Here is a 26,827-nt window from a genome sequence, read left to right on the forward strand (position 1 = left end):
CGCGGGTCAGTGCGCGGTCGCGAGGCCGAAACGCTCCGGCGTGTGCACCGAGGCCTCGTCGACGCCGAGGACCTCCGTGAGATGGTCGGCGATGTCCGCCGTGCCCAGGAAGCCGCCGAGCAGATGGATGCCCGTCCGCGCGGCGGGCACGTCGCCCTCGGCGCAGAGCATCTCGTCGGCCCACGCGGTCACGGCGCGCACGAGGGCCTGACCCGGCGCGCAGGCGCGACCCGTGCCGGGGTCGCCGCCGCGGCGCGACCGGTCGAGCCAGGTGACGATCATGCGGGCCGGCACGGCGAGGTCGACGATCCAGGAGGCATCGGGAACCTCGACGAACACGCGGCCCGTGGAGCAGATCGGAAGCGTCGCGATGAGAGTCTCGAGCTCGATGAGCGACGTCTCGTCCGCCGTGATGAGCTGCTGGACGCGCGCGTGCCGCGAGGCACGGCAGGCGGCGGCGTCGTGGGCGACGGCGTGCTCGATCAAGGTGGCCATGATGAACCCCATCATACGCCCTCTTTAGGCGAGCCTTACCTCAGAGTTCGCCGGGCGTGGGTCCGCCGGTCACCAGCGCGACCCGGAGATCGTCCAGCTCGGCGGCCGAGACCCCGTGCGCACACAGATACTCCGCGGCCGAGCCGAATCGCGCGTCGATGTCCTCGAGCGTCTCCCGCATGACGTGCGCGGGCGAGCGCGTCGCGAGGTCTTCGAGGTGTCGGGAGTGCGGATGCAGCGCGCGCAGATACGCGAGGACGCGGGCGTTGCGCTCGGGCGGGAGCAGGGACTCGGTGCGCGCGTAGTCGGCGATCACGGCCTCCCGGTCGACGCCGACGGCCTCGAGGATGAGCGCCACCGCCACCCCGGTGCGATCCTTGCCGACCGTGCAGTGGACGAGCACGGGCCCTCCCGCGAGCACGGCGCGCGCGACCGCGGCGAGCCGATCCGGGGCGCCGTCGACGAGGCCGCGGTACATCTCGGACAGGGAGAGGTCGTCGATGAAGAACGACGAGGTGGACCCGAGGAAGAGCGGTGCGCGCACCGTCTCCGCGTCCAGACCGGCGAGCCGGCTCGGCTCGCCGGCGATCTCGTCGTCCTCGCGCAGGTCGACGATGCGACGTATGCCGAGGCGCCGGAGGGTCGCGACGCCCTCCGGAGTCACCCGTGCGAGGTTCCCCGATCGGTAGAGCATCCCCCGCCGCGTGACCGCGTCGCCCGCCGCCAGCCCGCCGACGTCGCGGAAGTTCATCGCCCCGGCGATCACCGGGGCATCCGTGGGCGTCACGCCGGCGCGGCTGCGTCGCGCTCGCCCCGGCGCGGGGGCACGGGGTACTTGCCGGCGATCGTGATGCGGTTGAAGGCGTTGATGGAGACGAACAGCCAGCTCAGCGCGACGTACTCCTGCTCGCTGAGGATGCCGCCGACGTGGTCGTACACATCGTCGGGGATGCCCTCCTCGTGGATGTACACGTAGCTCTCCGCGAGCTCGAGGGCGGCCCGCTCCCGCGCCGAGAACACCCCGGACTCGCGCCACGTCGCCAGCTGGGCGATCTCGTCGGCGGTGAGACCGGCCGCGACGCCGCGGTCGACGTGCACCCGCACGCAGTACGCGCATCCGTTCAGCTGCGACGAGTGGATGAGGGCGAGCTCCTTCAGCCGATCGTCGACGCCGGCCTCCGCCGCGATGCGGCCGACGGTCTGCGAGAACGCCTCGAGGGCGTCGTAGGCGGGGCGGGCCGAACGGGACAGATGGACGCGGCGCTCGACGGTCATGCCTCCACCCTAATCACGCGCCGCCGGCCGGAAAGGGTGCCGACGCGTCGCCGCGTGCCCCACAATGGCGGGATGGACGACGAGTTCTCCTTCTTCGACGCGCAGGCGCGTGATCTGGGCGTCGGCGCCCCGCCGATCCGGCGCCTCTCCCACACCCTCGACGACGGTCGCGTCGTCAGCGCGCTGCGCTACGGGGAGGACGCCCCGGTGGTCACCTTCCTGCACGGGGCCGGCCTGAACGCCCACACGTGGGACTCGACCGTCCTCGCGCTCGGTCTGCCGGCGCTCGCGATCGACCTGCCGGGGCACGGCGATTCGTCCTGGCGGGACGACGCGGCCTACACCGGGCGGACCCTCGCCGCGGACGTCGCCCCGGCGATCGCTGCGTGGACGGATGCGCCGCAGGTCGTGGTGGGCCAGTCGCTGGGAGGTCTCACCGCCGCAGCCCTCGGCGCCGCCCATCCCGAGCTCGTCCGGGCTCTGGTCGTCGTCGACATCACCCCGGGGATCGATCCCGACGGCGACGCCGCGCAGATCGCCGCCTTCTTCGCCGGGCCGACCGACTGGGCGAGCCGCGACGAGCTCGTCGAGCGGGCGCTCTCGTTCGGCCTCGGCGGCACGCGCGACGCCGCCACGCGCGGCGTGCACCTCAACTCCCGCGTGCGCGCCGACGGGCGGGTCGAGTGGAAGCACCACTTCGCGCATCTCGCCCACACCCTCACGGAGGACCCGGCTGCGGCCGCGGCCGCCGGTGCGCAGCGCGCGGCGATGCGCGGCGCCCTCTCGGCGTCCGGCTGGGACGACCTCGCGGCGGTGCGCGCGCCGATCACGCTCGTCCGCGGCGAACGCGGGTTCGTCACCGCGGAGGACGCCGACGCCTTCCGCTCCCGCCTGCCCGACGCCGCGATCCTCGTCGTCCCCTCGGGCCACAACGTGCAGGAGGAGCTGCCCGTCCCGCTCGCCGCGCTCGTGCGCGACGTCGTCGATGCGTGAGGTCGCCCCCTCTCGTCACAGATGACGGCGGATGACCGGGGGCACGCGCCGGGAGCCTAGGCTGTAACCCGCACCGAGTCCACGGACGGGCGGGACAGCAACCCGATGCCCGCCGCCCGCCCCTGCGAAAGGAACCTCCTCATGCCTCGCCGCCTCACCGTCGCCGCAGCCGCGCTCGTCGCCGCCGGCGCTCTGCTGCTCAGCGCCTGCTCCGGCGGCACCGCTGCAGACCCCACGGCCACCGCCGGCCCCGCCGACCCCGCCGCCTCCGTCGCCGTGCGCCTGGTCGCCGAGCCGGGCAACCTCGACATCCGCGAGACGGCGGGGGCCGCCCTGGACCAGATCCTCATCGACAACGTCTACCAGGGTCTCGTCTCCCGCACTCCCGACCAGGAGATCGTCGACACGCTCGCCTCCCGCCACACCGTCTCCGACGACGGCCTCACCTACACCTTCACGCTGCGCGAGGGCGTCACGTTCCACGACGGGTCGCCGCTCACCCCGGCGGATGTCGTCTGGTCGCTGCAGCAGGTGAAGGACACCCCCTCCTTCCGGGACTCGGCGCGGCTGGCCGGCGTCACCTCGATCGCCGCGAACGGACAGGACATCGTCCTCACCCTCGGCGAGCCGGACTCGACGCTCCTGTGGAACCTCACCGGTCGCGCCGGTGTCGTCCTCAAGGAGGGCGACACGATCGACCGCAAGACGGCGGCGAACGGGACCGGCCCGTACAAGCTGGACAACTGGAAGCAGGGCGCGTCCATCACGCTCAGCCGCAACGACGCCTACTGGGGCGAGAAGGCCCAGGTCGCCGAGGTCGTCCTCGACTTCATCCCCGACAACCAGGCCGCCCTCAACGGTGCTCTCGCGCACGAGCTCGACGTCGTCACCGGCTTCGACGCGAACCTCGAGGACCAGGTGGAGGCGAACGGCGACTTCGCGGTCGTCGTGGGCAAGTCCACCGACAAGGGCACCCTCGCGATGAACTCGACGAAGGGACCGCTCGCCGACAAGCGGGTGCGCCAGGCCATCCGCCAGGCCATCGACCACGATGCGATCGTCAAGGCGCTCGGTGCCGGCCAGACCCTCTTCGGACCGATCCCCGAGCTCGACCCGGGCTACGAGGACCTCCGTTCGACCGCACCGTTCGACCCCGACGCGGCCAAGAAGCTCCTCGCCGAGGCCGGGGCGCAGGGAACGACGCTGACCCTCACGATCCCCTCCTTCTACGGCACGACGGTCTCGCAGATCCTGGTCTCCAACCTCAACGACGTCGGCATCACGCTGAAGGTCAACGCGGTCGAGTTCCCGACGTGGATCAAGAACGTCTACACCAACAAGGACTACGAGCTGAGCTTCGTCCTGCACACCGAGGCACGCGACTTCGAGAACTGGGCGAACCCGGACTACTACTTCACCTACGACAACCCGAAGGTGCAGGACCTGTACGCGCAGTCCCTGCGCGCCACCGACCCCGACACGTCCGCCGACCTGCTGAAGCAGGCCGCCCGCATCGTCGCCGAGGACCAGGCCGCCGACTGGCTCTACAACGGGGCCTCCGTCGTCGCCGTCGGCACGAACGTCACGGGCTTCCCGTCCGTGAACGTCAACGAGCGCATGAACCTCGCCGCGCTGGCGAAGAGCTGACCCGGCGCGCCCGGCACGAGGGGACGGGGTGATCCGTTACGCGCTGACCCGACTGGCCCTGCTGGTGCTGGGCCTGTTCGTCGCCAGTGCGCTGATCTTCCTCACCCTGCGGGTGCTGCCCGGCGATGTGGCCCAGCTCATCGCGGGGCTGAACTCGACCCCCGAGCAGATCGCGGCGATCCGCGAGCGGATGGGCCTCGACGAGCCGCTCGCCGTGCAGTACCTCGCCTGGATCGGCGGCGTGCTGCGCGGCGACCTCGGCACGTCCCTGCTCACCGGGTCGTCGGTCGCGTCCGAGCTCGCCCAGAAAGCCCAGGTGACGATTCCGCTCGGACTGCTGGCGATGGTCGTCGCGCTCGCCGTCGCGCTGCCCTTCGGCGTCGTGTCCGCGATGCGCCGCGGACGCGCCGACGGGACGGCGCTGAGCATCGGCGCCCAGACCGTCGCGGCCGTGCCCGTCGTCTGGGCGGGCATGATGCTCGTCCTGGTCTTCGCGGTCTGGCTCGGGTGGCTCCCCGCCCAGGGGTTTCCGCGCACCGGATGGTCCGATCCCGCGCTCGCGTTCCGCTCGCTCCTGCTCCCCGCGATCACGATCGGCGTCGTGGAGGGTGCGATGCTCATGCGGTTCGTGCGGTCGGCCACCCTCCAGGCGACGGGTCAGGACTTCGTGCGGACGGCGGCGGCCAAGGGGCTCACCCGCACCCAGGCGCTCGTGCGCCACGGCCTGCCGACGGTCGGACTGTCGATCGTGACCGTGCTGGGCCTGCAGGTGGCGGGCATCATCGTGGGGGCCGTCGTGATCGAGCAGCTCTTCAACCTGCCCGGCGTCGGACGGATGCTCGTCGCCGACGTCGGCAACCGGGACCTGCCGAAGGTCCAGGGCGAGCTGCTCGTGCTCACCGGGTTCGTCCTCGTCGTCGGTTTCGTCGTGGACCTGGTGCACCGTCTCATCGACCCCCGGCAGCGGGAGGCGGAATGAGCACCGACACGCGCTCGACGTCCGGACCCGCTCGCGACCGCCTCGGGTGGCTCCGGCGACTCCTGTCGCTGGCGACCGGCCGCTTCGGTGTCGCGGTGGTGGTCCTCGTCGGGCTCACCGCGCTCGTCGCGCGGTTCTGGACGCCGTTCGATCCGCAGCGCGTCGATGTCGCCGACCGCTGGGCCGCGCCCGGCCTCCCGCACCTCCTCGGCACCGACGGCTCGGGGCGCGACATCCTCAGCCTGCTGATGGCGGGGGCGCGCACGACCGTGTGGGTCGCCCTCGGCGCGGGGGTGGTGGCGACCCTGCTGGGACTTCTCCTCGCCGCGCTCGGCGCCCTGACGACGCGGTGGATCCGCGAGTCGATCGCCGTGCTGGTGGACATCCTCATCGCCTTCCCCGTCCTGCTGATCGCGATGATGGTCTCCTCCGTGTGGGGAGGCTCGCTGTGGGTCGTGATCCTCGCCGTCGGGATCGGCTTCGGCGTCAACATCGCCCGCGTGACGCGCCCCGAGCTGCGCCGGGTGCTCCACAGCGACTTCGTCCTGGCGGGGCGGGCGTCGGGGCTGACCCCTCTGCAGAACCTGGCGCGGCACCTCCTTCCGAACGTCGCGCCGGTGTTCATCGTCCAGCTGTCGTGGGGCATGGCGGTGGCCGTGCTCGCCGAGGCGGGGCTCAGCTACCTCGGCTTCGGCGCGCCGGTGACCGAGCCCAGCTGGGGGCTTCTGCTGAAGGACCTGCAGCAGTACATCTCGGTGCATCCGCTGAGCGTCGTGTGGCCGGGGCTCGCGATCACGCTGACCGTCCTCGGCCTGAACCTCCTCGGCGACGGCCTGCGCGAGGCCACCGATCCGACCCTGTCGCGACGACGCAGCGCCGCGCACACCCATCAGCCGGCGGTGATCGCATGAGCCTCGAGGTGGAGCGCCTCCGCATCGAGATCGACGGCGCCCGTGTCGTCGACGACGTGTCGTTCGCCGTCCCGGACGGCGCGCGCCTGGGCCTCATCGGCGAGTCGGGATCGGGGAAGTCGCTCACGGCGCTCGCCGTCCTCGGGCTCCTCCCGGAGGGGGCGACGGTCAGCGGGAGCGTGCGGTGGAACGGTCGCGAGCTGATCGGGCTGCCCGACCGGGAGCTCGCGACCCTCCGCGGCGACGAGATCGGGATCGTGTTCCAGGAGCCGCGCACCGCGCTCAATCCGATCCGCACGGTCGGGCGTCAGATCGCCGAATCCGTCCGCATCCACGAGCGCGTCGGCCGGCGTGCGGCCGCCGCACGCGCGGTGGCGGAGGCGGAGCGGGTGCACCTTCCCGACCCGGAGCAGATCGTCCGCCGCTATCCGCATCAGCTCTCGGGGGGCCAGCGGCAGCGCGTCGCGATCGCGATGGCCCTCGCGTGCCGTCCGCGCCTGCTGATCGCCGACGAGCCGACCACGGCGCTCGACGTCACGATCCAGGCGGAGGTGCTCGACCTGATGAACGGACTCGTCGCTCGGGACGGCATGTCCCTCGTGTTCATCACCCACGATCTCGCCGTGCTCTCGCAGGTGGCCACGGACGCCGTCGTTCTCGAGCACGGCCGCGTGGTCGAGCACGGCCCCCTGTCGCGCCTGCTGACGGCCCCTGCCTCGCCCGTGACGCGCGGGCTCCTGCGCGACGCCACCGCCACCCTGTGGAAGCCGGGAGGGATCGCATGAGCTATCCGGATGCGCCCGAGATGCTCCTGCGCGGACGCGGCCTCGGCCGCAGGTTCCGCCAGCGCGGCACCCGGCTCTTCGAGCGGCCGCGCACCACGGTCGCCCTCGACGATGCGGACATCGACGTCGCCGAGGGATCGGCCGTGGGGATCATCGGGGAGTCCGGATCGGGCAAGTCGACCCTCGTCCGCATCCTGCTCGGGCTCGACTCCCCCACCGCCGGCACCGTCGAGTTCGACGGCCGCGCGGTGGACGCCCGCGCCGGCGCCCGGTCGCTGCACTGGCTGCGCCGGGCCACCGGCATCGTCTTCCAGGACCCGTACGCATCGCTGGACCCGCGGATGAACGTCGGACGCATCGTCGCGGAGCCGCTCTGGGCGCTGGGCATCCCCGGCGACCGGCGTGCGCGGGTCGGAGAGGTGCTGCGCGACGTCGGCCTCGAGGCGGAGATGGCCGAGCGCTACCCGCACGAGTTCTCCGGCGGCCAGCGCCAGCGCATCGCGCTGGCGCGCGCCCTCGTGCACCGGCCGCGCCTGCTGGTCGGCGACGAGCCGCTGTCGGCGCTGGATGTCACGGTCCGCGCGCAGATCCTCGAGGTCCTGCGCGAGCTGCGGGCGGCGCAGGACCTCACTCTCCTCCTCGTATCCCACGACATCGGGGTCGTGCAGAGCCTGTGCGACGAGGTGATCGTGATGAAGGACGGGCGCATCGTCGAGGAGGGGCCGACGGAGAAGGTCCTGCTCGCGCCGCAGGTCGCCTACACCCGGCGCCTGCTCGCCTCGATCCCGGTGATCGAACCGCCCCGGTAGCGCCGCGCGGCCCATCTGTCCGGTGTCGGGGCCGCGGCGTAGGGTGTCGCCATGCACGCGATCATCCCTCCGTACCTGCTCGCCCGCCTCGCGGCGGCGGACGCGCCGCACCTGTCCGGCGCGGTGGCCGCGGCACGTGCGACGCTGGCGATGCCACGCGTCCACCACGGCCTGAGGGGGAACCTCGAGGTCTCGGTCGAGGGCGACGCGCTCGTGTTCGAAGGGTCGCCCGCGCCGGACCGGGTCATCTCCGACGCCGAGCACCGCGAGACGCTCCCGGGCGTCCGCGTGCGCGGCGAGGACGATCCCGCGACCGGCGACGTCGCCGCCGACCAGGCGTTCGACGGGCTCGGCGAGACCTTCGCGTTCCTCTGGGACGCTTTCGCGCGCGCCTCCATCGACGGGGCGGGCAGCACCCTCGCCGCGACCGTGCACTACGGCGACCGCTACGACAACGCGTTCTGGAACGGCGAGCGGATGGTCTTCGGCGATGGTGACGGCGAGGTCTTCACCGGGTTCACGGGCTCGCTCAGCGTCATCGCGCACGAGCTCGGGCACGGTGTCGTCGAGCACAGCGGCGGACTCGAGTACCGCGGGCAATCGGGCGCCCTCAACGAGTCGGTCGCGGACGTGTTCGGTGCCCTCACCGAGCAGCACGCCCTCGGACAGACCGCCGCGCAGGCGAGTTGGCTGATCGGTGCCGGCATCTTCACCCCCGCCGTCCAGGGCACGGCGCTGCGCTCGATGAGCGCGCCGGGCACGGCGTACGACGACGACGTGCTCGGCCGCGATCCCCAGCCGGGCCACATGCGCGACTACGTCGACACGACCGAGGACGACGGCGGGGTGCACATCAACTCGGGCATCCCCAACAAGGCGTTCCACCTCGTCGCCGCGGCGCTCGGCGGTCACGCCTGGGAGCGCGCCGGACGCATCTGGTACCTCACGGTCACCTCCGGAGCGCTCTCCCCGACCGCCGACTTCGCGGCGTTCGCCGCCGCCACCACGGCGACCGCGACGGCGGAGTACGGTGAGGAGTCGGAGGAGGCCGCCGCCGTGCGCACCGCGTGGAACGCCGTCGGCGTGACGGAGCAGTGACCGACGATCCCCACCCCGCGGCGCCCGAGCCGATCGTCGTGACGGTCGCCCGGTCGGGAGGCATCGCCGGACTCACCCGCCGCTGGGGCGTGCAGGCTCCGCCCTCCGACCCGGAGCACTGGCACATGCTCGTCGACGCCTGCCCCTGGAATCACGGGGTGGACGAAAGCGAGGGCATGGACGCCGAGCGTGCGACCGGCGCCGACCGCTTCGCCTGGACGGTGGAGGTCTCGTGCGCCGGGTCGCATCACCGCGCCGCCCTCAGCGAGACGCAGGCCACCGGCCCCTGGCGCGCCCTCATCGACGCCGTCCGGGCGGCGTCGGCCGGCCCGGGCTGAGAACGGCGGTCAGTCCGGGCGACCGCGACCGAACAGCGTCCGGCGCTTCTTGACCGGCTTGAGCTGCTTCTGCAGGTAGATCGTGCCCAGCCACCGGCCGAACTTGAACCCGACGCGGCCCATCCGGCCGACCTCGACGAACCCCAGCCGCTCGTGCAGCGCGATCGATCCCTCCGCGCCCTTGTCGCTGATGACCGCCACCATCTGGTGGATGCCCGCCTGCTCGCTCGCGGCGATGAGGGCCTCCAGCAGCGCCCGCCCGAGCCCCTTGCCCGTCGCGGCCTGACCGAGGTAGATCGAGTTCTCCACGCTGTAGCGGAAGGCCGACTTCGACGACATGGGCTGCACGAGCGCGTATCCCAGGATCTGACCGGTGGGCGACTGCGCGACGAGGAACGGCATGTCGTGCTTCTGCAGGTGGGCGAGCTTCTCGCGCCACTGCGCGAGGGTCCACTTCTTCTCGTCGAAGGTCACGACCGAGTTGGTGACGTAGTGGTTGTAGATCTCACGGATGTCGGGGATGTCGGCGGCGCGGGCCGGGCGGATCTCGTACGAGAACGGACGCTCCGGCTCCACGCGGCGCAGGTGCGCGGGCAGTCGCCGCCGCGAGGTGTCGTACTCCTCTTCCAGCATGGGCGTCAGCCTACGCGTTCGCGTCGGCGCGGGCGCCGGGTGCCGGCACGTCGGGCACACGCCAGTCCACCGGCGCCGCGCCCTGCTCCGCGAGGAGCTCGTTCGCGCGCGAGAACGGCGCGGAGCCGAAGAAGCCGCGGCTCGCCGACAACGGGGACGGGTGCGCCGACGCGAGGATCGGCGTCGTCCCGAGAAGTGGACGCAGGTTTCCCGCGTCGCGGCCCCACAGGATCGCGACGAGCGGGGCGTCCCTCGCCACGAGCGTGCGGATGGCGTGCTCGGTCACCTTCTCCCATCCCCAGCCGCGATGCGAGGCCGGGGCGCCCGGAGCGACGGTGAGCACGCGGTTGAGGAGCATGACGCCCTGATCGCTCCACGCCGACAGGTCGCCGTGGCTCGCCCTCGGCACCCCCAGATCGCTCTCCAGCTCGGTGTAGATGTTCGCGAGGCTGCGCGGCAGCGGCCGCACGTGCGCGTCCACCGCGAACGACAGGCCGATCGGATGCCCCGGCGTCGGGTACGGGTCCTGCCCCACGATGAGGACCTTGACCTCGGCGAGCGGCCGCGCGAAAGCGCGCAGCACCCGGTCGCCGGCCGGCAGATAGCTGCGACCCGCGGCGACCTCGGCGCGCAGCCGATCCCCCAGCGCCGCGATGTCCGGGGCGACCGGTGCGAGCGCCGCCGCCCACTCCGGGTCGATGAGCCCCGCCGCAGCGAGCTCTTCGAGGCTCTTCGCCATCAGGCGCTCGCGTCGGCGCCGGCGTCCTCCTCGGCGACCGTGCCCCGAGCCGACCACGGGAAGTCGATCCATCGGTCGGTCTCGCGCCACGCGTAGTCGGGCGTCGCGACCGACCCCGGCTTCGTGTAGATGCACACGGAGCGGACGTCGGCCCCGGCCTCCACCAGCATCCGGACCGCCAGTGCGAGCGTGCGCCCGCTGTCGGCGACGTCGTCCACCAGCAGGACGCGCTTGCCGGGGAGGTAGCCGAGGTCGAGGTCCGGCGGCAGCAGGGCGGGGGCGTCGAGCACCGTGCCGATGCCGGTGTAGAACTCCACGTTCAGGGCCCCGCAGCTCTTCACCCCGAGGCCGTAGGCGACGGCGCCGGCGGGCAGGAGGCCGCCGCGGGCGATCGCCACGACGACGTCGGGAGCGAACCCGTCGGCGAGGATGTCGCGGGAGAGGGCCCGGGTGGCGTCGCCGAACCCGTCCCAGGTGAGGATCTCGCGGGGGGCCGCGGCAGCGTCTGAGGTCACCCCTCCAACCTATCGCCGCCGCGTCCCTAGACTGAGCGCCATGACGACGCCGGTCCCCTCCGCCACGGCCTCCCTGCGCACCTCGACGATCGGGGTGACGGCGGGGCTCATCGGATGGTTCGTGCTCGTCGAGCTCGTCAGCGGCATCCTGCAGGGGTACTACGTCCCGCTGTTCAGCGACATCGTCGTCTCGCTCGGCATCCACGACTCCGACGTCAACTGGTTCGAGGCGGCGCAACTGCTGCTGTCGGCGCTCGTCGTCCCGATCCTCGCCAAGCTCGGCGACATGTACGGCCACAAGCGGATCCTGCTGATCGCGGCGATCCTCACGGCGGGGGCGACGTGGTGGCTCGCCTTCGCGACGTCGTTCTGGTCCTTCCTCCTCGCGTGGGCACTGCAGGGCTTCTACGTGGTGTGGCTCCCACTGGAGATCGCCCTCATCTTCGAGCGCGGCCGGCGCCGTCGGCACGGGGTCTCCACGACGCGGCGGGCGGCAGGCCTGCTCGTGGTGGGCCTCGAGGCGGGAGCGATCATCGGCGCGCTCGCGGCCGGCCGCATCTTCGCCGCCACGGGCGACCTCACCACCACCCTCCTGGTGCCGGCGATCGCGGTCACCCTCGTCGCGGTCGTCATCTGGCTCGGCGTGCCGGAGTCGACCCCCGAGCCGGGGCGCCGGCTCGACACGTGGGGCTTCGTCATCCTGGCGTGGGGGCTGCTGCTGGTCACCGGCGGCCTCGCCTGGATGCGGATGATCGGCGAGCTGGGCCTCGGCGCGAGCGCCTGGTGGTGGGTCATCGCCCTCGTCGCCGCGGGGATCGGCGTGTTCGCGTGGTTCGTCGCCCACGAGCTGCGCCAGGACGACCCCGCCATCGACATCCGGGTCCTGCGCCGGCCCGAGATGTGGCCGGTCCAGATCACCGCCTTCCTCATCGGCATCAGCCTGTTGGGGGCGCAGGGGCCGCTGTCCACCTACGCGGGCACGGACCCCGCGCTCGGCTACGGCCTGGGCCTCGACGCCACCGACCGCTCCAACCTCATCGGCGTCTACCTGGTCTCGCTGATCGTCGGTGCCGTCGCGTTCGCGGTGACGTCGCGGCGCGCGAGCCCGCGCGTCGTCCTCATCGTCGCCGCCGCGCTGGTGGGCGTCGGGTACGCGCTCTTCCTCCCGTTCCACCTGGAGACCTGGCAGGTGGTCGTGAACCTGTCGATCGCCGGGATCGGATCGGGCGCCCTCGTCGGGGCCCTTCCGGCCGCGGCCGCCGCGGCGGCTCCGGCCGGCCAGACGGGCATCGCGTCCGCGCTCACCAACACGACGAAGACGATCGGCGGGACGTTCTCCTCGGCGGTCTTCGGAGTCGTGCTCGCCGCCGGCGCCGGAGCGGTCGCGAGCCAGACCGCGGCATCGCTCGGCGGCTACATGACGGTGTGGGCGATCTGCGCCGGCGGCGGCTTCCTCGCCGCGGTCCTGCTGCTGTTCGTCCCGAAGGTCGCCTTCGCCGACGGCGACGCCGCGCCGGTCGCCCCCGTCGAGGTCCGCTGAGGCGTCACAGGGAACCGCCGAGGACGACGGCGGCGACGAGCAGAGCGGCGAAGACGATCCAGACCCAGGTCGCGGCGCTCCACCTCGTCCGCAGACGTCGACCGCGGCGCGCGACGACCGCGGTTCCCGCCTCCCGACCCGAGCCGGGCCGGGCGACCACCACGGCCTTCTCGTCCCGCCAGCGTTCCCAGTGATCGACCTGACGGGCGAAGGCCTCGGCGGTGCGGACGAGACGCATCCATTCCGCCGGGTCGACGGAGACCACGTCACGGGGGCGCACGAGAAGGAGCACGTCGTCCACGATCTCGATGTCCCACCCGCCCGCATCGTCGACGGCGGTCGCCATGACGTCGGGGGTGAACAGGTACAACGCGTCCCGCTCGTAGCCCGCGGGACAGTAGAGGGTGAAGTACCGGTCGAAATCGCCCTCGAGCGACAGACGCTGCGACTCATCCGGGACGGCGGCGGTCGACAGCATCCTCGAGCCCCGGCCGGTGGCGCGCACGACGATGTGCGGCAGCGGACGGCCCAGCTGGACCGCGATCCATCCGCCGAACTGGGTATGCGTCGACGCGCGGGAGGAGCGGCGCAGCTCGTAGTCGGCCCACTCGATCGTGCGCCCGCCGGGGGCGACGGTCCGCATCGCGCGCGAGACGACGAGTCGCCCGCGGTGTCGCCACTCCTCCAGCCCCCCGACGACCGGCTCTGGCGCGTAGACGAAGCCGTTGTCGGCGGCGAACCGGGCGAGCGCCCAGTGCTGGCGCGGGCTCGTGCGGCGACCGCTCGTCCGCAACGCCGCCCACAGCAGCACGCTGAACGCGATGACGACGAGGAGCCCCACCATCAGCATGTTGATCACCTGTTCGGGCGAGCGCTGCGCACCTCCGCTCAGCGCTCGCGAGGTGCCGAAGACCATCGTGAGCGTGCCGATTCCTCCCGCCGCTGCGCCGACACGGAGGATCACCCGCCGTACGCGGGCTCGGGTGTCGCCGAGCCGGGGGTGTCCGGCGCGGAAATCCGACCAGAAGCGCGCCACGTCGCCGCGGTCGGGGCGTTCGAGCAGCGCGTCGACGTTCAGCGACCGCGGCACCTCGACACCCGCCGGCACTCAGCTCTCCGTGCTGCGCACCCGCAGCGGCCCGCGGGCGAGCAGGTGCTGCGCCGACTGCGCGACCGGACGCATCGTGACGAGGTCCAGGTTCACGTGCCCCGGAGCGTTCAGGGCGTACGAGACCACGTCGGCCACGTCGAGCGCCGTCAGCGGGTTCTCCACGCCGTCGTACACGCGCTCCGCGCTCGCCACGTCCCCGCCCAGCCGGTTGAGCGTGAACTCGGGGGTGTAGACCATCCCCGGCGCGATCTCGGTGACGCGGATCGGCTCTCCGTTCAGCTCGAGGCGCAGGGCGTGGACGAGCATCGCCTCGCCCGCCTTGGCCGCGTTGTAGCCCGCACCCCCGGCGTACGCGGCCTGGGCCGCGGTCGAGGTGATGTAGAGCGTGTCGGCGTGACCGCCCCCGTGCGAGATCGACGCGCGCAGCAGCGGAAGAAGAGCGGCCGTCACGAGCTGTGCCGAGAGCACGTTCACCTCGAACATCCACCGCCAGTCGGCGGGACGTCCGTCTTCGACGCGATCGGTGCCGCGGGCGCCGCCCGCCACATGCACGAGGGCGTGGACGGCCCCGGTGCCCTCCAGGTGTGCCGCGAGGGCGGTGACGTCCGCCTCGCTCGTGAGGTCGGCCGCGAAGGACGCCGATCCGACCTCGCGGTCGAGCGCCTCGAGCCGGTCGGCGCGGCGAGCCACGCCCACCACCTCCCAGCCCGCGGCGCGCAGGGCGCGGACCGTCGCCTCGCCGATCCCCGAGCTCGCTCCGGTCACCACGGCACGTCTGATGTTCGTCTCCGGCGTCGTCATGCCCCCACGCTACCGGCACCTTCGTTACGTCACATTTCCCCGCCGTTGTTGACAACCGGGGCCCGACCGTACTCTCGGGGGTGGCCGCGGCATCCGTCGTCGCCCCACCCGACCTCCGCAGGAGCACGACATGTCCGCAGCCGAGAACTGGCGCTTCGAGACCACGCAGATCCACGCCGGCGCCCAGCCCGACCCGGTCACCAAGGCGCGTGCCACGCCGATCTACCAGACGACCTCCTACGTGTTCGACAACGCCGACCACGCGGCGAACCTCTTCGCCCTCGCCGAGTTCGGCAACATCTACACCCGCATCCAGAACCCGACTCAGGACGTCGTCGAGCAGCGTGTGGCCGCTCTGGAGGGGGGCACCGGCGCCCTCCTCGTCGCCTCGGGTCAGGCGGCGGAGACCTTCGCGGTCCTGAACATCGCCGAGGCCGGCGACCACATCGTGTCGTCGTCGTCGATCTACGGCGGAACGTACAACCTCTTCAAGTACACGCTGGGCAAGCTCGGCATCGAGGTCACCTTCGTCGAGAACCAGGACGACCCGGAGGAGTGGCGCGCCGCGGTGCGCCCGAACACGAAGCTCTTCTTCGCCGAGACCATCGGCAACCCGAAGATCAACGTGCTCGACATCCGCTCCGTCGCCGACGTCGCGCACGAGGCAGGCGTCCCCCTGATCGTCGACAACACGATCGCGACCCCGTACCTCATCCGTCCGTTCGAGCACGGCGCCGACATCGTCGTCCACTCGGCGACCAAGTTCCTGGGCGGCCACGGCACGGTCATCGGCGGCGTCATCGTCGACGGCGGGACGTTCCCCTGGACGGAGCACGCCGACCGCTTCCCCGGCCTCACGACGCCGGACCCCTCCTACCACGGCGCGGTCTACACGCAGGCGGTCGGCGATGCGCTCGCCTACGTCATCAAGGCCCGCGTGCAGCTCCTGCGCGACCTCGGCGCCGCGATCTCGCCGCAGAGCGCGTGGCTGCTCATCCAGGGCATCGAGACCCTGTCGCTGCGCATCGAGCGCCACGTGCAGAACGCGCAGGAGATCGCCGAGTGGCTCGAGAACCACGACGACATCGCCTCGGTCAACTACTCCGGACTGCCGACCTCGCCGTGGTACGCCGCCGCGAACCGGTACGCGCCGAAGGGCGTCGGCGCCGTGCTCTCCTTCGAGCTCAAGGGCGGCGTCGAGGCCGGGCGCGAGTTCGTCAACTCGCTCTCCCTCTTCAGCCACCTCGCGAACATCGGCGATGTGCGCTCGCTCGTCATCCACCCGGCGTCCACGACCCACTCGCAGCTCACCCCCGAGCAGCAGCTCACGACCGGCGTCACGCCGGGCCTCGTGCGTCTGTCGGTGGGCCTCGAGAACGTCGAGGACCTCAAGGCCGACCTCGAGCAGGCTCTCGCCGCCGCCCGTCGCCTGTCGGAGGCCGCGCGCGCCTGACCCGCGCGTCACGCGGCCCCCGAGACGGGCTGCATGGGGCGGGCCTCCTGGAACGGGCCGCATGGCCCACGAACTCCGCAGGATGTCACGAACTCCGCACCCGATCACGTAATCGGGTGCGGAGTTCGTGCGTTTCTGCGGAGGTCGCGCGTGCGCGCACCGCGGCGTCACAGGCGGGCGTAACAGTGGGGAGGGCGCGGCGCCGAGCGGACAGAATGGAGGCATGGACTGGCAGGCCTCCGAGGACTCGGTGCCGTCGGCGCCCATCTCCGAGGCCGACGCGCGACTGCTGCGTGCCCGCCCGCCCGCGAGCGGTGCGTGGCGGGACGGAGACCCCGCCGGGCGGCGCCGGTTCGCCGGTCTCGGCGCCTTCCGCACGGAGAACGGGCAGAGCCTCCCGTCCGCGCGGCTCGCCTACGAGACCTGGGGCGAGCTGGACGTGCGCGGGAGCAACGCGGTCCTGATCCTGCACGCGCTCACCGGTGACACCCACGTCCGCGGCGAGGCCGGCCCCGGCCATCCGACATCGGGATGGTGGGAGGACGTCGTCGGACCGGGAGCCGCGATCGACACCGACCGCTGGTTCGTCGTCGCACCGAACATGCTGGGCGGATGCCAGGGCTCGACCGGTCCGTCCTCGATCGGCCCCGACGGGCTCGAGTGGGGTCCCCGGTTCCCGTACCTCACGATCCGCGACCAGGTGGCGGCGCAGACGACCCTCGCCGACGCGCTCGGCATCGAACGCTGGGCGGCCGTCGTGGGCGGATCCATGGGCGGCATGCACGCCCTCGAGTGGGCCGTCGGCCATCCCGAGCGGGTCGAGCGCCTCGCGCTGCTCGCCGCTCCCCCGATGACCACCGCAGACCAGATCGCGCTGAACTCCGTGCAGCTGGAGGCGATCCGCATCGACCCGCGCTTCGCGGGCGGCCAGTACTACGACGCGGCCGACGGCGACGGCCCGCACCGCGGTCTCGCCCTCGCCCGCCGGATGGCGATGCTGAACTACCGCAGCCCGGTCGAGCTGAACCTCCGCTTCCAGCGGTCGTGGCAGTCCGGCGTCAGCCCCCTCGGCGGCGGCGGCAGGTTCGCGGTGGAGAGCTACCTGGATTTCCACGGCAACAAGTTCACGCGACGCTTCGACGCGAACAGCTACCTGACTCTCGTCGAGGCGATGAACTCGCACGACATCGGACGCGATCGCGGCGGCATCGAGGACGCCCTGGCCCGGGTGAGCGCCCGCACCCTCGTGCTCGGCATCGACAGCGACCGGCTCTTCCCCGTCGACGGGCAGGAACGCATCTTCCGCGGCATCCGCACCACGATCGACACGGAGACGGTCGTCCTCTCCAGCGACTTCGGCCACGACGGGTTCCTGATCGAGACCACCCCGGTGGGAGCGCACCTGCGCCGCCTGCTGGGGAGCTGAGCCCGTCGCGAGCGACCTCCCCGGGTTCGGGTTCGGATTCGGTCCAGGGTGGGGTGGGATCCGCGCCTGGCTCAGGGTGAGGCCCGAGTCAGGTTCGGGGCCCGGTTCATGCCCGAGTCAGGTTCGGGGTCGCATGTGGTCGGTCTGGACGAGGCGAAGCGACCCGAGGCGACCCCGAACCTGCGGCGAGGCGACCACACGCGACCCCGAACCCGACGGGAGGCACGACGAGGCGACCACACGCGACCCCGAACCCGACGGGAGGCACGACCAGGCGACCACACGCGACCCCGAACCTGCGGCGAGGCGACCACACGCGACCCCGAACCCGAGGGGAGCCACAGCGAGGCGAGGCACAGCCAGGCGACCACACGCGACCCCGAACACGCGCGCTCAGGTCGCCGTGGCGACACGGGGCGCGCGCAGCATCCGCGCGGGGGCAGCGCCCGGGATGCCCTCGATCGCGCCGGCCTCCCTGAATCCGAGCCTGCGGTACAGCCGGCGGTTCTCGGGGGTCGAGGACTCCAAGTAGGCGGTCTGCTCGTCGGCGTCGAGGCGCGCCAGCCGCGCGGTGAGCAGAGCCGCGCCGACTCCGGCGCCGCGACCGGCCGGGAGCACCCCGACCTCGGCGAGGTACCAATGCGGGAACGACGGGCGCCGACGGTCGAGGCGACGCTGGATGCCGGCGGCGCGGCCCAGGCCCCTCCAGCCGAGGGCGCGCACGAAGGCGGGCAGATGGCGCGCCTGGCGCACCAGAGCTCCCCGCACTCCCCGGGGGCCCTCCCACGCGGCGACGCCCACGATCCGCGGATCGTCGTCGACGCGGGCGATGTCGACGGCGCCCGTCGCGAACGCCCCGGCCGACAGCGTCGCCGTGAACAGCTCGGCGAGCGCGGACTGGGGCTCCGCATCGCGCGGGATGACGGCGCGCATCACCGGGTCGTCACGGAACGCCGCCGCGAGCACGGCCGCCGCCTCCCGGGCCTGCGTCGGGTCCGCCCTGGTCACTGTCACCTGCGCCATGATCCGTCCTCCGTGTCGTGGTGCGGGCTCTCTCGAGCAGATTGGTCCGTTCGGATAATAGTATCCGCACCCTGTCCTGCGGCATGCTGGGAAGCACCCATGAACGCCCCCTCGGAGACCCGCTCCTACCTTCCGCGCGCCGATCGCCGCGAGCGTCTCCTCGACGCCGCGCTCGACGTCGTGGCGGAATCGGGCGCCGCGTCGCTCTCCCTGCGCTCGGTCGCCGAGCGCGCGGGGGTCGCCCACCGCGTGGTCTCCTATGCGTTCGGCTCGAAGACCGAGCTCGTCGCCGCACTGCTGCGCCGCGAATCGCAGCGCACGCTGGCGTCGGTGTGGGCGACGCCGTTGCGCGACGAGTCGCTCCCCGCCGCCGTCCGCGCCGCTCTCGCGGCGTATGCGCGCGATCTCGTCGCCCGACCCGCCGCTCACGCCGCGGTGGCCGAGCTCACCGCGGCGGCCCGCGGCGCAGACCGGATCGCCGTCGCCGAGGAGGCCGCCCTCGCCCGCCGCGCGATCGCCGACCGCCTGGACGAGTGGTGCGCCCTCACCGGGGCGCGCCTCTCCGTACCGCGCGAACTCGTCGCGACCGTGCTGCTGATCTGCGCCGACGGCCTCGCCGCCTGGCAGACCACCGCCCCCGAAGCGGGGCCGGATGCCGTCCTCGACACCCTCAGCGCCGGCTTCGCGCACCTCCAGGTCACCTCTCCCGCGACCCGAGACCCCGCGGCCTGAGGCCCCGCGCCCCGAGACCCCGCGGCCTGAGCCGCCGCGACCCGGACCCGGCCACACGGCCGGTCCGGATCAGGACCCGACGGCGGCGCCAGCACGCGCCGGGAGGCCGAAGCTGACGGCGGCGAGCACGAGTCCCGCGGCCGCGAGCGCGGCTCCGACCCACACCGGAGCGGCGAATCCGAAGCCGGCGGCGATCACGACGCCGCCGAGGAACGCGCCGGTCGCGTTCCCGATGTTCAGCGCCGAGTGGTTCAGCGCCGCCGCGATCGACTGGTTGTCCGCGGCGACATCCATCAGCCGGGTCTGGATGGCGGGACTGATCACCGACGAGACGAAGCCGACCGCGAACACGAACACGGCCAGCGCGACGATCGACGTCGCCGTCAGCGCGAGCAGCACCTGCACGAGGACGAGTGCGGCGAATCCCCCCAGCACCGTCCGGCGCAGGTCGATGTCGGCGAGCCGACCTCCGACGAGGTTGCCGATCGTCATCCCGAGCCCCATCACGACCAGCACGAGCGGCACGACCCCGTCCGGCGACCCGGCGACCTCCGTCACGAGGGAGGCGATGTAGCTGTAGGCGGCGAAGAACCCGCCGAAGCCGATCGCCCCGATCCCCAGCGTGAGCCAGACCTGGCCGATCCGGAAGACGCCCAGCTCGGCGCGCAGAGTGCGTCCGGGGTCGCCCGCGTGCGCAGGGACCGTGACGGCCAGCAGCACCGTCGCGAGGGCGAAGATCCCCGCGACGAGGGCGAACGCGGCGCGCCAGCCGAACTGCTGCCCGAGGAACGTGCCGAACGGCACACCGACCACGTTCGCGATCGTGAGGCCGGTGAGGACGAAGGCGACCCCCTGTGCGCGCTTGCCCGGCCCGAGGACGTCGGCGGCCACGAGAGCGCCGATCCCGAAGTAGGCGCCGTGCGGCAGCCCGGCGAGGAAGCGGGACGCCGCGACGAGCTCGAAGGTCGGCATGAGGAAGGTCAGGGCGCTGCCGACGGTGAGCGCCACGGCGAGCGCCACCATGACGACGTGCCGCGGATACTTCGCCACCGACGCGGCGATGGTGGGCGCGCCGACGACGACCCCGAGCGCGTAGAGCGTGATGAGCCATCCGGACTGCGCGACGGCGGCGTCGGGAGCGGTCGCCGAGAGCTGCGGCAGCAGGTCGGCGGAGATCTGCGGGAGCAGTCCCATGACGACGAACTCGGTCATGCCGATACCGAAGGAACCGATGGCGAGGGAGAGGAGCGCCCACGTCGCCGCACCCCTCGACGGGGTCGAGGAGGTCATCCCGCCATGCTACCGGCGCGTCAGGGGGTGGCCGGGCCGTCGCCCAGAGCGGCCTCCAGCCGCGCCACCTTGCCGTCGAGCTCTCCCTCGTAGCCGGGCCGGATGTCCGCCTTCAGCACGAGCGACACGCGCGATCCGAACGGCGCGACGGCCTCGGTCGCACGCTTGACCACGTCGAACACCTCGTCCCACGAGCCCTCGAGCTCGGTGAACATGCTCGTCGTGCGGTGCGGCAGGCCGGATGCACGCACGATCGCGACGGCGGCGGCGACGGCATCGTGGACGGAGCCGTCGGCGGAGGCGGAGCCGCCGGCCGGTGCACCGGAGGGGGCGACGGAGAAAGCGATGAGCATGGGGACCTCCACGGTCGGTCGGTTCGGAACGGATCTGGGTCGGGTCTGGGGTGGCCGGGTCGACGGGTCAGCGCACCGGAGCGGGGACCGCGACCGCGCGGCGGGCGGCCGGAAGACGTGCGACACGCACCACCATCCACGCCAGCAGGGCGATCAGGACCAGGTTGCGCAGCGTCAGCACCACCACCGGGAACGGCTCGGGATGGAGGATGCCGGCGTACAGGACGGGGTACACCAGCTGGGTGAGCAGGGCCGCGGCCAGGGCGACGAGCGCGGGCATCACCCAGACCCGACGTGCGAGCACGAGCCCCATCGCGATCGACGGCACGAGCCAGGCGAGGTACTGCGGCGAGCCCACCTTGTTGCACACGATGAACGCGAGCACGAGGGCGAGCGAGAGCGGCGGGAACAGCGCGCCGAACCGGACGCCCCGTGCCGCCGTAACGGCGCCGAGCGCGGCGATGCCGGCCATCGCGAGCACGAGGACCGGAGTCATGGCGCCGATCACGGGATCGATCTGCGTCCCGGTCACCTGGAAGGTGAGCAGCTCGAAGGAGTAGTAGACCTGGAAGCCGGGCATCCCCATGAGCGCGCCCCACAGGTACGGCGACGCGATGGGCGCCTCGACCTGCAGCCCGCGCGTCGTCTGCTCACCGACGAAGCCGAAGGCGTGGGCAGCGCCGCCCGCCGCGACGACCGCCAGGAGCGTCAGCGCGCAGACCGCGACCGCGCCGCCGACGAGCGCGCCGCGGCGGCGGAGCGCGATCACGGCGGCGGCGAGGAGCGCCGCCGGCCACACCTTGATCCACGTCGCCACGGCGAGGATCATCGCCGCGGTCCAGGGACGCCCCACGAGCCACAGGCATCCGACGATCGCGAGGGCGACGGTGATCGCTTCGAGGCGATACAGACCGACCGGGCCGAGGGCGAGGATGAAGGCGAGCCAGAACCACGCCGCCCGGACGCGGCCGCGGGAGCGGGCGCGTCCCACGAGGACCGCGAAGGCGGCCGCGTCGACGAGGGTGACCAGGATCGCCCAGCCGACGACGTATCCGGCGATCGGCACGAACGCGTGGGCGAGCACCATCGGCACGAGGGCGAGCTGCGGGTAGACCCACGGCTCGGTGATCCCCACGATGCCTTCGCCGCCCAGCGCGCGCATCGACCACGGCTCGTACACACGGTAGACGTCGCCCATCGGCTCGTTGGGAAGGAGGAACCCGAGCGCCGCGACCGCGGCATGGACCAGCGCGAACGCGATCCACAGCACAGCCCGCCTCGACACCCTTCCCATCCTATGAGGGCCGCAGCAGGGACCCGACGACGGATGCCACGGCCTCCGCCACGTCGAGCGCGGTGATCGGGCCCCCCTCGCGCTCCGCCGACGCCCGGGCCGCGGCGAGACCGTGCACGCGGGCGGCCGTCGCCGCGAGCGGGCCCAGCTCCTGGACCTCGCGAGGCGCCGCGGCGGCGACGAGGGCGCCGAGGATCCCGCCGAGCACATCGCCCGTGCCTGCGGTCGCGAGCCATGGCGTGGGTGCCACCACGACGAGGATCCGGCCCGACGGGGTCGCGACGACGGTGCGCGCGCCCTTGAGGAGCACGACGACGCCGAGCGTCCGCGCGGTCTCCGCGGCCCCGCGCGCACGATCCTCCCCCACCGCGGCGAGTCCGGCGGCGGCGCGCAGCCGCTCGTGTTCGCGATCGTGCGGCGTGACGACGATCGGGGCCCGCCGGTGGCCGGCGGGCACGAGGTCGAGCGCCCCCGCATCCACCACCACGGGCACGTCGCCCTCGATGACGGCGCGCAGCTCCTCCGCCTCGTCCGGGGTCCGATCGTCGGCATCGGTACCCGACCCGATCAGCCACGCCTGGACGCGGCCGTCGGAGGTGACCGTCTCGGGGCGGCGGGCGAGCACGAGCGACGTCGGCCTGTCGTCCCCCAGGTACCGGACCATTCCGACCCCGGTGCGGTGGGCCGCCTCGACGCCGAGGACCGCCGCACCCGGATAGCGCTGCGAGCCGGTGCGGATGCCGAGCACGCCTCGGGAATACTTGTCGTCCGCCGCGGTTGGCCTCCGCAGGGTCCCCGCCGCATCGGCGTCCGTCCACTCGGTCGTCATGGCGTCACCCTACCCGCGCACGCGGCCGGAACCCTCCGGACTGCCCGCCCCGTCTCCACCGCGTAGAGAGTGCCCGCATGAGTCTGCTGTTCACCCCCATCGAGCTCGGCGGCGTCACCGCCCGCAACCGCCTGTGGGTCGCCGCCATGTGCCAGTACTCCGCCGTCGACGGGCTGCCCGACGACTGGCACCACGTCCACCTGGCGCAGTTCGCCTCGGGCGGAGCCGGAGTCGTCATCGCCGAGGCGACCGCGGTGCTCCCCGAGGGGCGGATCTCCCCCGACGACACCGGCATCTGGAACGACGCGCAGCGCGACGCGTGGGCGCCGATCGCCGCGGCGATCCGGAGTCGGGGCGCCGTCCCGGGCATCCAGCTCGCGCACGCCGGCCGGAAGGCCTCGACGTGGTCGCCGCTGCGCGCGGCGCGCGGTACGGTGCCGGCGGCGGACGGCGGCTGGCAGACCGTCGCCCCCTCCGCGATCGCCTACGAGGGCTTCGCCGCGCCCACGGCGCTCGACGAGGACGGCATCGACCGGGTGGTCGAGGCGTTCGCGTCGGGGGCCGCCCGCGCCGCCGCCGCCGGTTTCGAGATGCTCGAGATCCACGCCGCGCACGGCTACCTGCTGCACCAGTTCCTCTCCCCGCTGTCGAACCGTCGCGACGACGCGTACGGCGGATCGTTGGAGAACCGCGCGCGACTTCTCCTGCGCGTCGTCGACGCGGTGCGGGATGCCGCGCCGGAGGCCGCCGTCACGGTGCGCTTCTCCGCCACCGACGGCGCGGCGGACGGGTGGGACGTGGTCGAGACCGCGACGGTCGCCGAGTGGGCCGCCGAGCGCGGCGCCGTCTTCTTCGACATCTCCAGCGGGGGCCTGGTCGCCCATCAGCGGATCGTCGCCGGCCCGGGCTACCAGGTGCCCCTCGCCGCCGAGGTGCGCGCCCGCTCGGGCGCGAGCGTCGGGGCGGTGGGCGAGATCACGACGGGGCCGCAGGCCGAGGGCATCCTCGCCGCCGGCGACGCGGACGTCGTGCTCGCCGCCCGCGAATGGCTGCGCGACCCGCACTTCGCGCTGCGCGCCGCGGGCGAGCTGGGCGATCCCGCACAGGCCCCCTGGCCCGCGCCCTACACCCGCGCGATGCCGCGCTGACGCCGCGGGGAACCGCGCCGGTCGCAACAGGACCGGCGCGGTCCCCGAGGGTGGTGGGTCTACCTGCGCCGGGTGGCGTCGTGGACCTCGCCGACGAGCTCCTCGATGATGTCCTCCAGGAACAGCACCGCGGTCGTCTCGCCCTCGGCGTTGCGCACCTGCGCGAGGTGACGGCTCGAGCGTCGCATCAGCGCCAGGGCATCCTCAAGATCCGTCGTCTCGGCGAGCGGCACCATGTGGTGGATGCGCTTGGGCTGGATCGGGACGGCGACCCGCGCGTCCGCATCCTGCCCTTCGGCCGCGCGCAGGACGTCCTTGAGGTGCACGTAGCCCAGCGGCGCGCCGGACGCGTCGACGATCACGTACCGGGAGAACCCGTGCTTGGCGACGGCGCGCTCGATCTCGTCCGGCGTCGTCACCTCGGGGAGGGTCACCAGGTCGGAGAGGGGCACGGCGACGTCCCGGGCCTTCTTCTCGGTGAACTCGACCGCGGCGGTCACCGCGCCCGAGGCGTCGTCGAGCACGCCCTCGATGCGCGACTGGTTCACGATCGTGGCCACCTCGTCGAGCGTGAAGGTCGAGGCGGCCTCGTTCTTCGGCTCGACGCGGAACAGCCGCACCGCGTGGTTCGCGATCCAGTTCAACGCGACGATGACCGGGTGGAAGAGCTTCGAGACCCACACGAGCGGGGTCGCGAGCAGCAGCACGGCCCGGTCGGGCAGCGAGAAGGCGAGGTTCTTCGGCACCATCTCGCCGAACACGACGTGCAGGTAGGACACCAGGATCAGCGCGATCGCGAACGCGACGCCCCCGATGACCGCCTCGTTCCACCCGGTGAGGGCGAGCGGCTCCTCCAGCAGGTGGTGGATCGCCGGCTCCGACACGTTCAGGATCAGCAGCGAGCAGATCGTGATGCCCAGCTGACAGGTCGCGAGCATGAGCGTCGCGTGCTCCATCGCGTACAGCGCCGTCTTGGCGGTCTTCGACCCGCGCTCGGCGAGCGGCTCGATCTGCGAGCGGCGTGCGGAGATGACGGCGAACTCGGCGCCGACGAAGAAGGCGTTGAACGCCAGCAGCACCACCAGCCAGGCGATTCCGGCCCAGTCGTTCATCGCGTCTCACCCCCTTCGGTCGCGGCGCCCTCCGGCAGCGGATGCGGCGTGAAGCGCACCCGGTCGACCCGGCGTCCGTCCATGCGGTGCACCTCGAGGGTGCCGTCTTCGAGGTCGATGCGGTCGCCGACGACGGGGATGCGTTCGAGCCGGGCCATGAGGAACCCGCCGACGGTGTCGTACACGTCGCCCTCGGGGACGCGGATGCCGGTGCGGTCGAGCACCTCGTCGGGGCGCAGGTCGGCGGGGAAGATCACGGAGCCCGCGACCCGCACGACGCCGGCGATGCTGCGGTCGTGCTCGTCGAGCACCTCGCCCACGATCTCCTCGACGAGGTCCTCCAGGGTCACGACGCCCGCCGTGCCGCCGTACTCGTCGACGACGATCGCCATCTGGTAGCCGCGTGAGCGCAGCTCGGTCATCACCGCGTCGAGGTGCACGGCCTCGGGCACCCGCAGCGGCTCCTCGGCGATCGCGGCGGCGGGCACGTCGGAGCGACGCTCCCGCGGCACGCTGACCGCCTGCTTGAGGTGCACGATCCCGGTGATGTCGTCCATGGAGTCGCCGAACACGGGGAAGCGGCTGTGCCCCGTCCGCCGCGCGAGCTGGATGACGTCCTCGACGCTGTCGCCGGCGGCGACCGCGTGCACGCTCGGGCGCGGCGTCATGACATCCGCCGTGGTCAGTCGGGTGAAGGTCAGGGTGCGATCCAGCAGCGAGGCGGTGTCCTGCTCCAGCACGCCCGCGCTCGCCGAGCGCCGGACGAGGCTCGACAGCTCCTCCGCGGTGCGTGCGCCGGACAGCTCCTCCTTCGGCTCGATGCCGATCCCGCGGAGGATGCCGTTGGCGCTGCCGTTGAGCACGACGATCGCCGGGCGGAAGACCGTCGTGAAGGCGACCTGGAACGGCATCACGAGCTTGGCCGTCTGCCGCGGCACGGCGAGCGCGAAGTTCTTCGGCACCAACTCACCGAGGATCATCGAGAAGGTGGTGGCGATCGCGATGGCGACCACCGTCGAGATCGCCCGGCCGGCGGCGTCCGGCATGCCGACCGAGTGGAACAGCGGGCTCAGCAGGTTCGTGAGCGCCGGCTCCATCGTGTACCCGGTGAGCAGCGTCGTCAGCGTGATCCCCAGCTGCGCGCTCGACAGGTGGGTCGAGGTCTTCCGCAGGGCGTCGATGGTCAGCGACAGCCGGCTCTCGCCCGCCGCGCGGCGGGCTTCCAGGTCGGCCCGATCCAGATTCACGAGGGCGAACTCACTCGCGACGAACAGACCGGTCCCGATCGTCAGCAGCAGCCCCACGCCCAACATGACGTAATCCATCACACGTCACCTCCGCTCGTGCGGAAGGAGGGTCGGTGGGGCGATCGTCTGCAACTGGGAGGGTCGTCCATGATGCGAAGAGTTTACGGCACGCCCGTCGCGCGCGGCCCGTGAGTGTGCCACGCGCGGGTTCGGGGTCGCGTCTGGTCACCCCACCCAGGTTCGGGGTCGCG

The 26,827-nt window shown here is 72.7% G+C and carries 28 protein-coding genes; 13 read left to right on the forward strand and 15 right to left on the reverse strand.

Translation table 11 applies throughout. The features are described 5' to 3' along the window. Window positions 1-6: 6 nt before the first annotated feature. From WFI00_RS15155 to WFI00_RS15165, 3 genes are read right to left on the reverse strand one after another with little or no spacing between them, the layout of a single operon-like run. Window positions 7-495 (reverse strand): SIP domain-containing protein, encoded by a 489-nt coding sequence (locus WFI00_RS15155; RefSeq protein ID WP_336633232.1) that lies wholly within the window; start codon window positions 493-495, stop codon window positions 7-9. Between the two features lie 40 nt (window positions 496-535). Then, entirely contained in the window at window positions 536-1,282 is a 747-nt protein-coding gene (locus WFI00_RS15160) for a tyrosine-protein phosphatase (protein WP_336633233.1), read from the reverse strand. Beyond that, window positions 1,279-1,770: a carboxymuconolactone decarboxylase family protein gene (locus WFI00_RS15165; protein WP_336633234.1), complete on the reverse strand. Its 492-nt coding sequence runs from the start codon at window positions 1,768-1,770 to the stop codon at window positions 1,279-1,281. The genes WFI00_RS15160 and WFI00_RS15165 overlap by 4 nt, the downstream gene beginning before the upstream one ends. Window positions 1,771-1,842: 72 nt before the next feature. On the opposite strand from WFI00_RS15165, the gene WFI00_RS15170 reads away from it, so the two are divergent. The 8 genes from WFI00_RS15170 to WFI00_RS15205 all read left to right on the forward strand — a co-directional run bounded on the left by WFI00_RS15170 (window position 1,843) and on the right by WFI00_RS15205 (window position 9,330). Continuing rightward, window positions 1,843-2,763, forward strand: coding sequence for an alpha/beta fold hydrolase (locus WFI00_RS15170; RefSeq protein WP_336633235.1), 921 nt, complete (start codon window positions 1,843-1,845; stop codon window positions 2,761-2,763). A gap of 141 nt (window positions 2,764-2,904) precedes the next feature. Continuing rightward, window positions 2,905-4,410, forward strand: coding sequence for an ABC transporter substrate-binding protein (locus WFI00_RS15175; RefSeq protein WP_336633236.1), 1,506 nt, complete (start codon window positions 2,905-2,907; stop codon window positions 4,408-4,410). A gap of 28 nt (window positions 4,411-4,438) precedes the next feature. Continuing rightward, window positions 4,439-5,389, forward strand: coding sequence for an ABC transporter permease (locus WFI00_RS15180; RefSeq protein ID WP_336633237.1), 951 nt, complete (start codon window positions 4,439-4,441; stop codon window positions 5,387-5,389). Next, complete coding sequence (locus WFI00_RS15185) at window positions 5,386-6,300, forward strand: ABC transporter permease (RefSeq protein WP_336633238.1); 915 nt, start codon at window positions 5,386-5,388, stop codon at window positions 6,298-6,300. The genes WFI00_RS15180 and WFI00_RS15185 overlap by 4 nt, the downstream gene beginning before the upstream one ends. Further along, window positions 6,297-7,085, forward strand: a complete 789-nt coding sequence (locus tag WFI00_RS15190) for an ABC transporter ATP-binding protein (RefSeq protein WP_336633239.1) — start codon at window positions 6,297-6,299, stop codon at window positions 7,083-7,085. The genes WFI00_RS15185 and WFI00_RS15190 overlap by 4 nt, the downstream gene beginning before the upstream one ends. A 20-nt stretch (window positions 7,086-7,105) precedes the next feature. Then, the gene (locus WFI00_RS15195; protein WP_336633284.1) at window positions 7,106-7,894 is read left to right on the forward strand and encodes an ABC transporter ATP-binding protein; all 789 of its coding nucleotides are present in this window, start codon (window positions 7,106-7,108) and stop codon (window positions 7,892-7,894) included. Between the two features lie 51 nt (window positions 7,895-7,945). After that, the gene (locus tag WFI00_RS15200; protein WP_336633240.1) at window positions 7,946-8,992 is read left to right on the forward strand and encodes a M4 family metallopeptidase; all 1,047 of its coding nucleotides are present in this window, start codon (window positions 7,946-7,948) and stop codon (window positions 8,990-8,992) included. Further along, complete coding sequence (locus WFI00_RS15205; RefSeq protein ID WP_336633241.1) at window positions 8,989-9,330, forward strand: protealysin inhibitor emfourin; 342 nt, start codon at window positions 8,989-8,991, stop codon at window positions 9,328-9,330. The genes WFI00_RS15200 and WFI00_RS15205 overlap by 4 nt, the downstream gene beginning before the upstream one ends. Window positions 9,331-9,339: 9 nt before the next feature. On the opposite strand, the gene WFI00_RS15210 is transcribed toward WFI00_RS15205, so the two are convergent. Genes WFI00_RS15210 through WFI00_RS15220 form a run of 3 tightly spaced genes read right to left on the reverse strand, consistent with a single transcriptional unit; the run spans window position 9,340 to window position 11,217 of the window. Then, window positions 9,340-9,963, reverse strand: coding sequence for a GNAT family N-acetyltransferase (locus tag WFI00_RS15210; protein WP_336633242.1), 624 nt, complete (start codon window positions 9,961-9,963; stop codon window positions 9,340-9,342). Between the two features lie 10 nt (window positions 9,964-9,973). Beyond that, a complete protein-coding gene (locus WFI00_RS15215) occupies window positions 9,974-10,702 on the reverse strand; it encodes a uracil-DNA glycosylase (RefSeq protein ID WP_336633243.1) in 729 nt (242 codons plus the stop codon). After that, window positions 10,702-11,217: a phosphoribosyltransferase gene (locus WFI00_RS15220; protein WP_336633244.1), complete on the reverse strand. Its 516-nt coding sequence runs from the start codon at window positions 11,215-11,217 to the stop codon at window positions 10,702-10,704. Before WFI00_RS15220 ends, WFI00_RS15215 begins: the two co-directional genes overlap by 1 nt. A 40-nt stretch (window positions 11,218-11,257) precedes the next feature. On the opposite strand from WFI00_RS15220, the gene WFI00_RS15225 reads away from it, so the two are divergent. After that, on the forward strand, window positions 11,258-12,757 hold the full coding sequence (locus WFI00_RS15225; protein WP_336633245.1) for an MFS transporter: 1,500 nt from the start codon (window positions 11,258-11,260) through the stop codon (window positions 12,755-12,757). Window positions 12,758-12,761: 4 nt separating this feature from the next. Here the strand turns inward: WFI00_RS15225 and WFI00_RS15230 are convergent, their stop codons facing one another. Together WFI00_RS15230 and WFI00_RS15235 are read right to left on the reverse strand one after the other, a co-directional pair. Next, window positions 12,762-13,865, reverse strand: a complete 1,104-nt coding sequence (locus tag WFI00_RS15230; protein ID WP_336633246.1) for a hypothetical protein — start codon at window positions 13,863-13,865, stop codon at window positions 12,762-12,764. Then, window positions 13,866-14,669, reverse strand: a complete 804-nt coding sequence (locus WFI00_RS15235) for an SDR family oxidoreductase (protein ID WP_336633247.1) — start codon at window positions 14,667-14,669, stop codon at window positions 13,866-13,868. Window positions 14,670-14,799: 130 nt separating this feature from the next. Between WFI00_RS15235 and WFI00_RS15240 the strand changes: the two genes are divergently transcribed. Together WFI00_RS15240 and metX are read left to right on the forward strand one after the other, a co-directional pair. Further along, window positions 14,800-16,122, forward strand: a complete 1,323-nt coding sequence (locus WFI00_RS15240) for a bifunctional o-acetylhomoserine/o-acetylserine sulfhydrylase (protein WP_336633248.1) — start codon at window positions 14,800-14,802, stop codon at window positions 16,120-16,122. Between the two features lie 223 nt (window positions 16,123-16,345). After that, window positions 16,346-17,548, forward strand: a complete 1,203-nt coding sequence (metX, locus tag WFI00_RS15245; RefSeq protein WP_336633249.1) for a homoserine O-acetyltransferase MetX — start codon at window positions 16,346-16,348, stop codon at window positions 17,546-17,548. 393 nt (window positions 17,549-17,941) lie between these two features. On the opposite strand, the gene WFI00_RS15250 is transcribed toward metX, so the two are convergent. After that, window positions 17,942-18,571 (reverse strand): GNAT family N-acetyltransferase, encoded by a 630-nt coding sequence (locus WFI00_RS15250; RefSeq protein WP_336633250.1) that lies wholly within the window; start codon window positions 18,569-18,571, stop codon window positions 17,942-17,944. Between the two features lie 99 nt (window positions 18,572-18,670). Here WFI00_RS15250 and WFI00_RS15255 point away from each other — a divergent pair, with 99 nt between their 5' ends. Further along, entirely contained in the window at window positions 18,671-19,303 is a 633-nt protein-coding gene (locus WFI00_RS15255) for a TetR/AcrR family transcriptional regulator (RefSeq protein ID WP_336633251.1), read from the forward strand. Window positions 19,304-19,372: 69 nt separating this feature from the next. Here the strand turns inward: WFI00_RS15255 and WFI00_RS15260 are convergent, their stop codons facing one another. The 4 genes from WFI00_RS15260 to WFI00_RS15275 form a co-directional block, all read right to left on the reverse strand. Beyond that, window positions 19,373-20,593: an MFS transporter gene (locus tag WFI00_RS15260; protein WP_336633252.1), complete on the reverse strand. Its 1,221-nt coding sequence runs from the start codon at window positions 20,591-20,593 to the stop codon at window positions 19,373-19,375. A 20-nt stretch (window positions 20,594-20,613) separates the two neighbouring features. Then, window positions 20,614-20,946, reverse strand: coding sequence for a thiamine-binding protein (locus WFI00_RS15265; protein WP_336633253.1), 333 nt, complete (start codon window positions 20,944-20,946; stop codon window positions 20,614-20,616). 67 nt (window positions 20,947-21,013) lie between these two features. Next, window positions 21,014-22,240 carry a hypothetical protein gene (locus WFI00_RS15270; RefSeq protein WP_442928335.1) on the reverse strand — a complete coding sequence of 409 codons (1,227 nt, stop codon included), beginning with the start codon at window positions 22,238-22,240 and terminating at the stop codon, window positions 21,014-21,016. A gap of 1 nt (window position 22,241) precedes the next feature. Then, a complete protein-coding gene (locus tag WFI00_RS15275; RefSeq protein ID WP_336633255.1) occupies window positions 22,242-23,069 on the reverse strand; it encodes an ADP-dependent NAD(P)H-hydrate dehydratase in 828 nt (275 codons plus the stop codon). Between the two features lie 77 nt (window positions 23,070-23,146). Here WFI00_RS15275 and WFI00_RS15280 point away from each other — a divergent pair, with 77 nt between their 5' ends. Continuing rightward, a complete protein-coding gene (locus tag WFI00_RS15280; RefSeq protein ID WP_336633256.1) occupies window positions 23,147-24,217 on the forward strand; it encodes an NADH:flavin oxidoreductase/NADH oxidase in 1,071 nt (356 codons plus the stop codon). A 59-nt stretch (window positions 24,218-24,276) separates the two neighbouring features. Here the strand turns inward: WFI00_RS15280 and WFI00_RS15285 are convergent, their stop codons facing one another. Then, on the reverse strand, window positions 24,277-25,329 hold the full coding sequence (locus WFI00_RS15285; RefSeq protein WP_336633257.1) for a hemolysin family protein: 1,053 nt from the start codon (window positions 25,327-25,329) through the stop codon (window positions 24,277-24,279). Continuing rightward, window positions 25,326-26,654 carry a hemolysin family protein gene (locus WFI00_RS15290; RefSeq protein WP_336633258.1) on the reverse strand — a complete coding sequence of 443 codons (1,329 nt, stop codon included), beginning with the start codon at window positions 26,652-26,654 and terminating at the stop codon, window positions 25,326-25,328. The genes WFI00_RS15285 and WFI00_RS15290 overlap by 4 nt, the downstream gene beginning before the upstream one ends. Window positions 26,655-26,827 lie beyond the last annotated feature (173 nt).

It is taken from the genome of Microbacterium sp. MMO-56 (assembly GCF_037146215.1).
GTDB lineage: Bacteria > Actinomycetota > Actinomycetes > Actinomycetales > Microbacteriaceae > Microbacterium.

Bases quoted from the DNA above. Each gene is read 5' to 3' on its own strand.
- WFI00_RS15285 (WP_336633257.1), bottom strand. From the start codon at position 25,329: ATGAACGACTGGGCCGGAATCGCCTGGCTGGTGGTGCTGCTGGCGTTC.
- WFI00_RS15190 (WP_336633239.1), top strand. From the start codon at position 6,297: ATGAGCCTCGAGGTGGAGCGCCTCCGCATCGAGATCGACGGCGCCCGT.
- WFI00_RS15215 (WP_336633243.1), bottom strand. From the start codon at position 10,702: ATGGCGAAGAGCCTCGAAGAGCTCGCTGCGGCGGGGCTCATCGACCCG.
- WFI00_RS15255 (WP_336633251.1), top strand. From the start codon at position 18,671: ATGAACGCCCCCTCGGAGACCCGCTCCTACCTTCCGCGCGCCGATCGC.
- WFI00_RS15290 (WP_336633258.1), bottom strand. From the start codon at position 26,654: ATGGATTACGTCATGTTGGGCGTGGGGCTGCTGCTGACGATCGGGACC.
- WFI00_RS15175 (WP_336633236.1), top strand. From the start codon at position 2,905: ATGCCTCGCCGCCTCACCGTCGCCGCAGCCGCGCTCGTCGCCGCCGGC.
- WFI00_RS15225 (WP_336633245.1), top strand. From the start codon at position 11,258: ATGACGACGCCGGTCCCCTCCGCCACGGCCTCCCTGCGCACCTCGACG.
- WFI00_RS15260 (WP_336633252.1), bottom strand. From the start codon at position 20,593: ATGACCTCCTCGACCCCGTCGAGGGGTGCGGCGACGTGGGCGCTCCTC.
- WFI00_RS15200 (WP_336633240.1), top strand. From the start codon at position 7,946: ATGCACGCGATCATCCCTCCGTACCTGCTCGCCCGCCTCGCGGCGGCG.
- WFI00_RS15235 (WP_336633247.1), bottom strand. From the start codon at position 14,669: ATGACGACGCCGGAGACGAACATCAGACGTGCCGTGGTGACCGGAGCG.
- WFI00_RS15155 (WP_336633232.1), bottom strand. From the start codon at position 495: ATGGCCACCTTGATCGAGCACGCCGTCGCCCACGACGCCGCCGCCTGC.
- WFI00_RS15170 (WP_336633235.1), top strand. From the start codon at position 1,843: ATGGACGACGAGTTCTCCTTCTTCGACGCGCAGGCGCGTGATCTGGGC.
- WFI00_RS15275 (WP_336633255.1), bottom strand. From the start codon at position 23,069: ATGACGACCGAGTGGACGGACGCCGATGCGGCGGGGACCCTGCGGAGG.
- WFI00_RS15240 (WP_336633248.1), top strand. From the start codon at position 14,800: ATGTCCGCAGCCGAGAACTGGCGCTTCGAGACCACGCAGATCCACGCC.
- WFI00_RS15195 (WP_336633284.1), top strand. From the start codon at position 7,106: ATGCTCCTGCGCGGACGCGGCCTCGGCCGCAGGTTCCGCCAGCGCGGC.
- WFI00_RS15210 (WP_336633242.1), bottom strand. From the start codon at position 9,963: ATGCTGGAAGAGGAGTACGACACCTCGCGGCGGCGACTGCCCGCGCAC.
- WFI00_RS15250 (WP_336633250.1), bottom strand. From the start codon at position 18,571: ATGGCGCAGGTGACAGTGACCAGGGCGGACCCGACGCAGGCCCGGGAG.
- WFI00_RS15280 (WP_336633256.1), top strand. From the start codon at position 23,147: ATGAGTCTGCTGTTCACCCCCATCGAGCTCGGCGGCGTCACCGCCCGC.
- WFI00_RS15165 (WP_336633234.1), bottom strand. From the start codon at position 1,770: ATGACCGTCGAGCGCCGCGTCCATCTGTCCCGTTCGGCCCGCCCCGCC.
- metX (WP_336633249.1), top strand. From the start codon at position 16,346: ATGGACTGGCAGGCCTCCGAGGACTCGGTGCCGTCGGCGCCCATCTCC.
- WFI00_RS15270 (WP_442928335.1), bottom strand. From the start codon at position 22,240: ATGGGAAGGGTGTCGAGGCGGGCTGTGCTGTGGATCGCGTTCGCGCTG.
- WFI00_RS15265 (WP_336633253.1), bottom strand. From the start codon at position 20,946: ATGCTCATCGCTTTCTCCGTCGCCCCCTCCGGTGCACCGGCCGGCGGC.
- WFI00_RS15185 (WP_336633238.1), top strand. From the start codon at position 5,386: ATGAGCACCGACACGCGCTCGACGTCCGGACCCGCTCGCGACCGCCTC.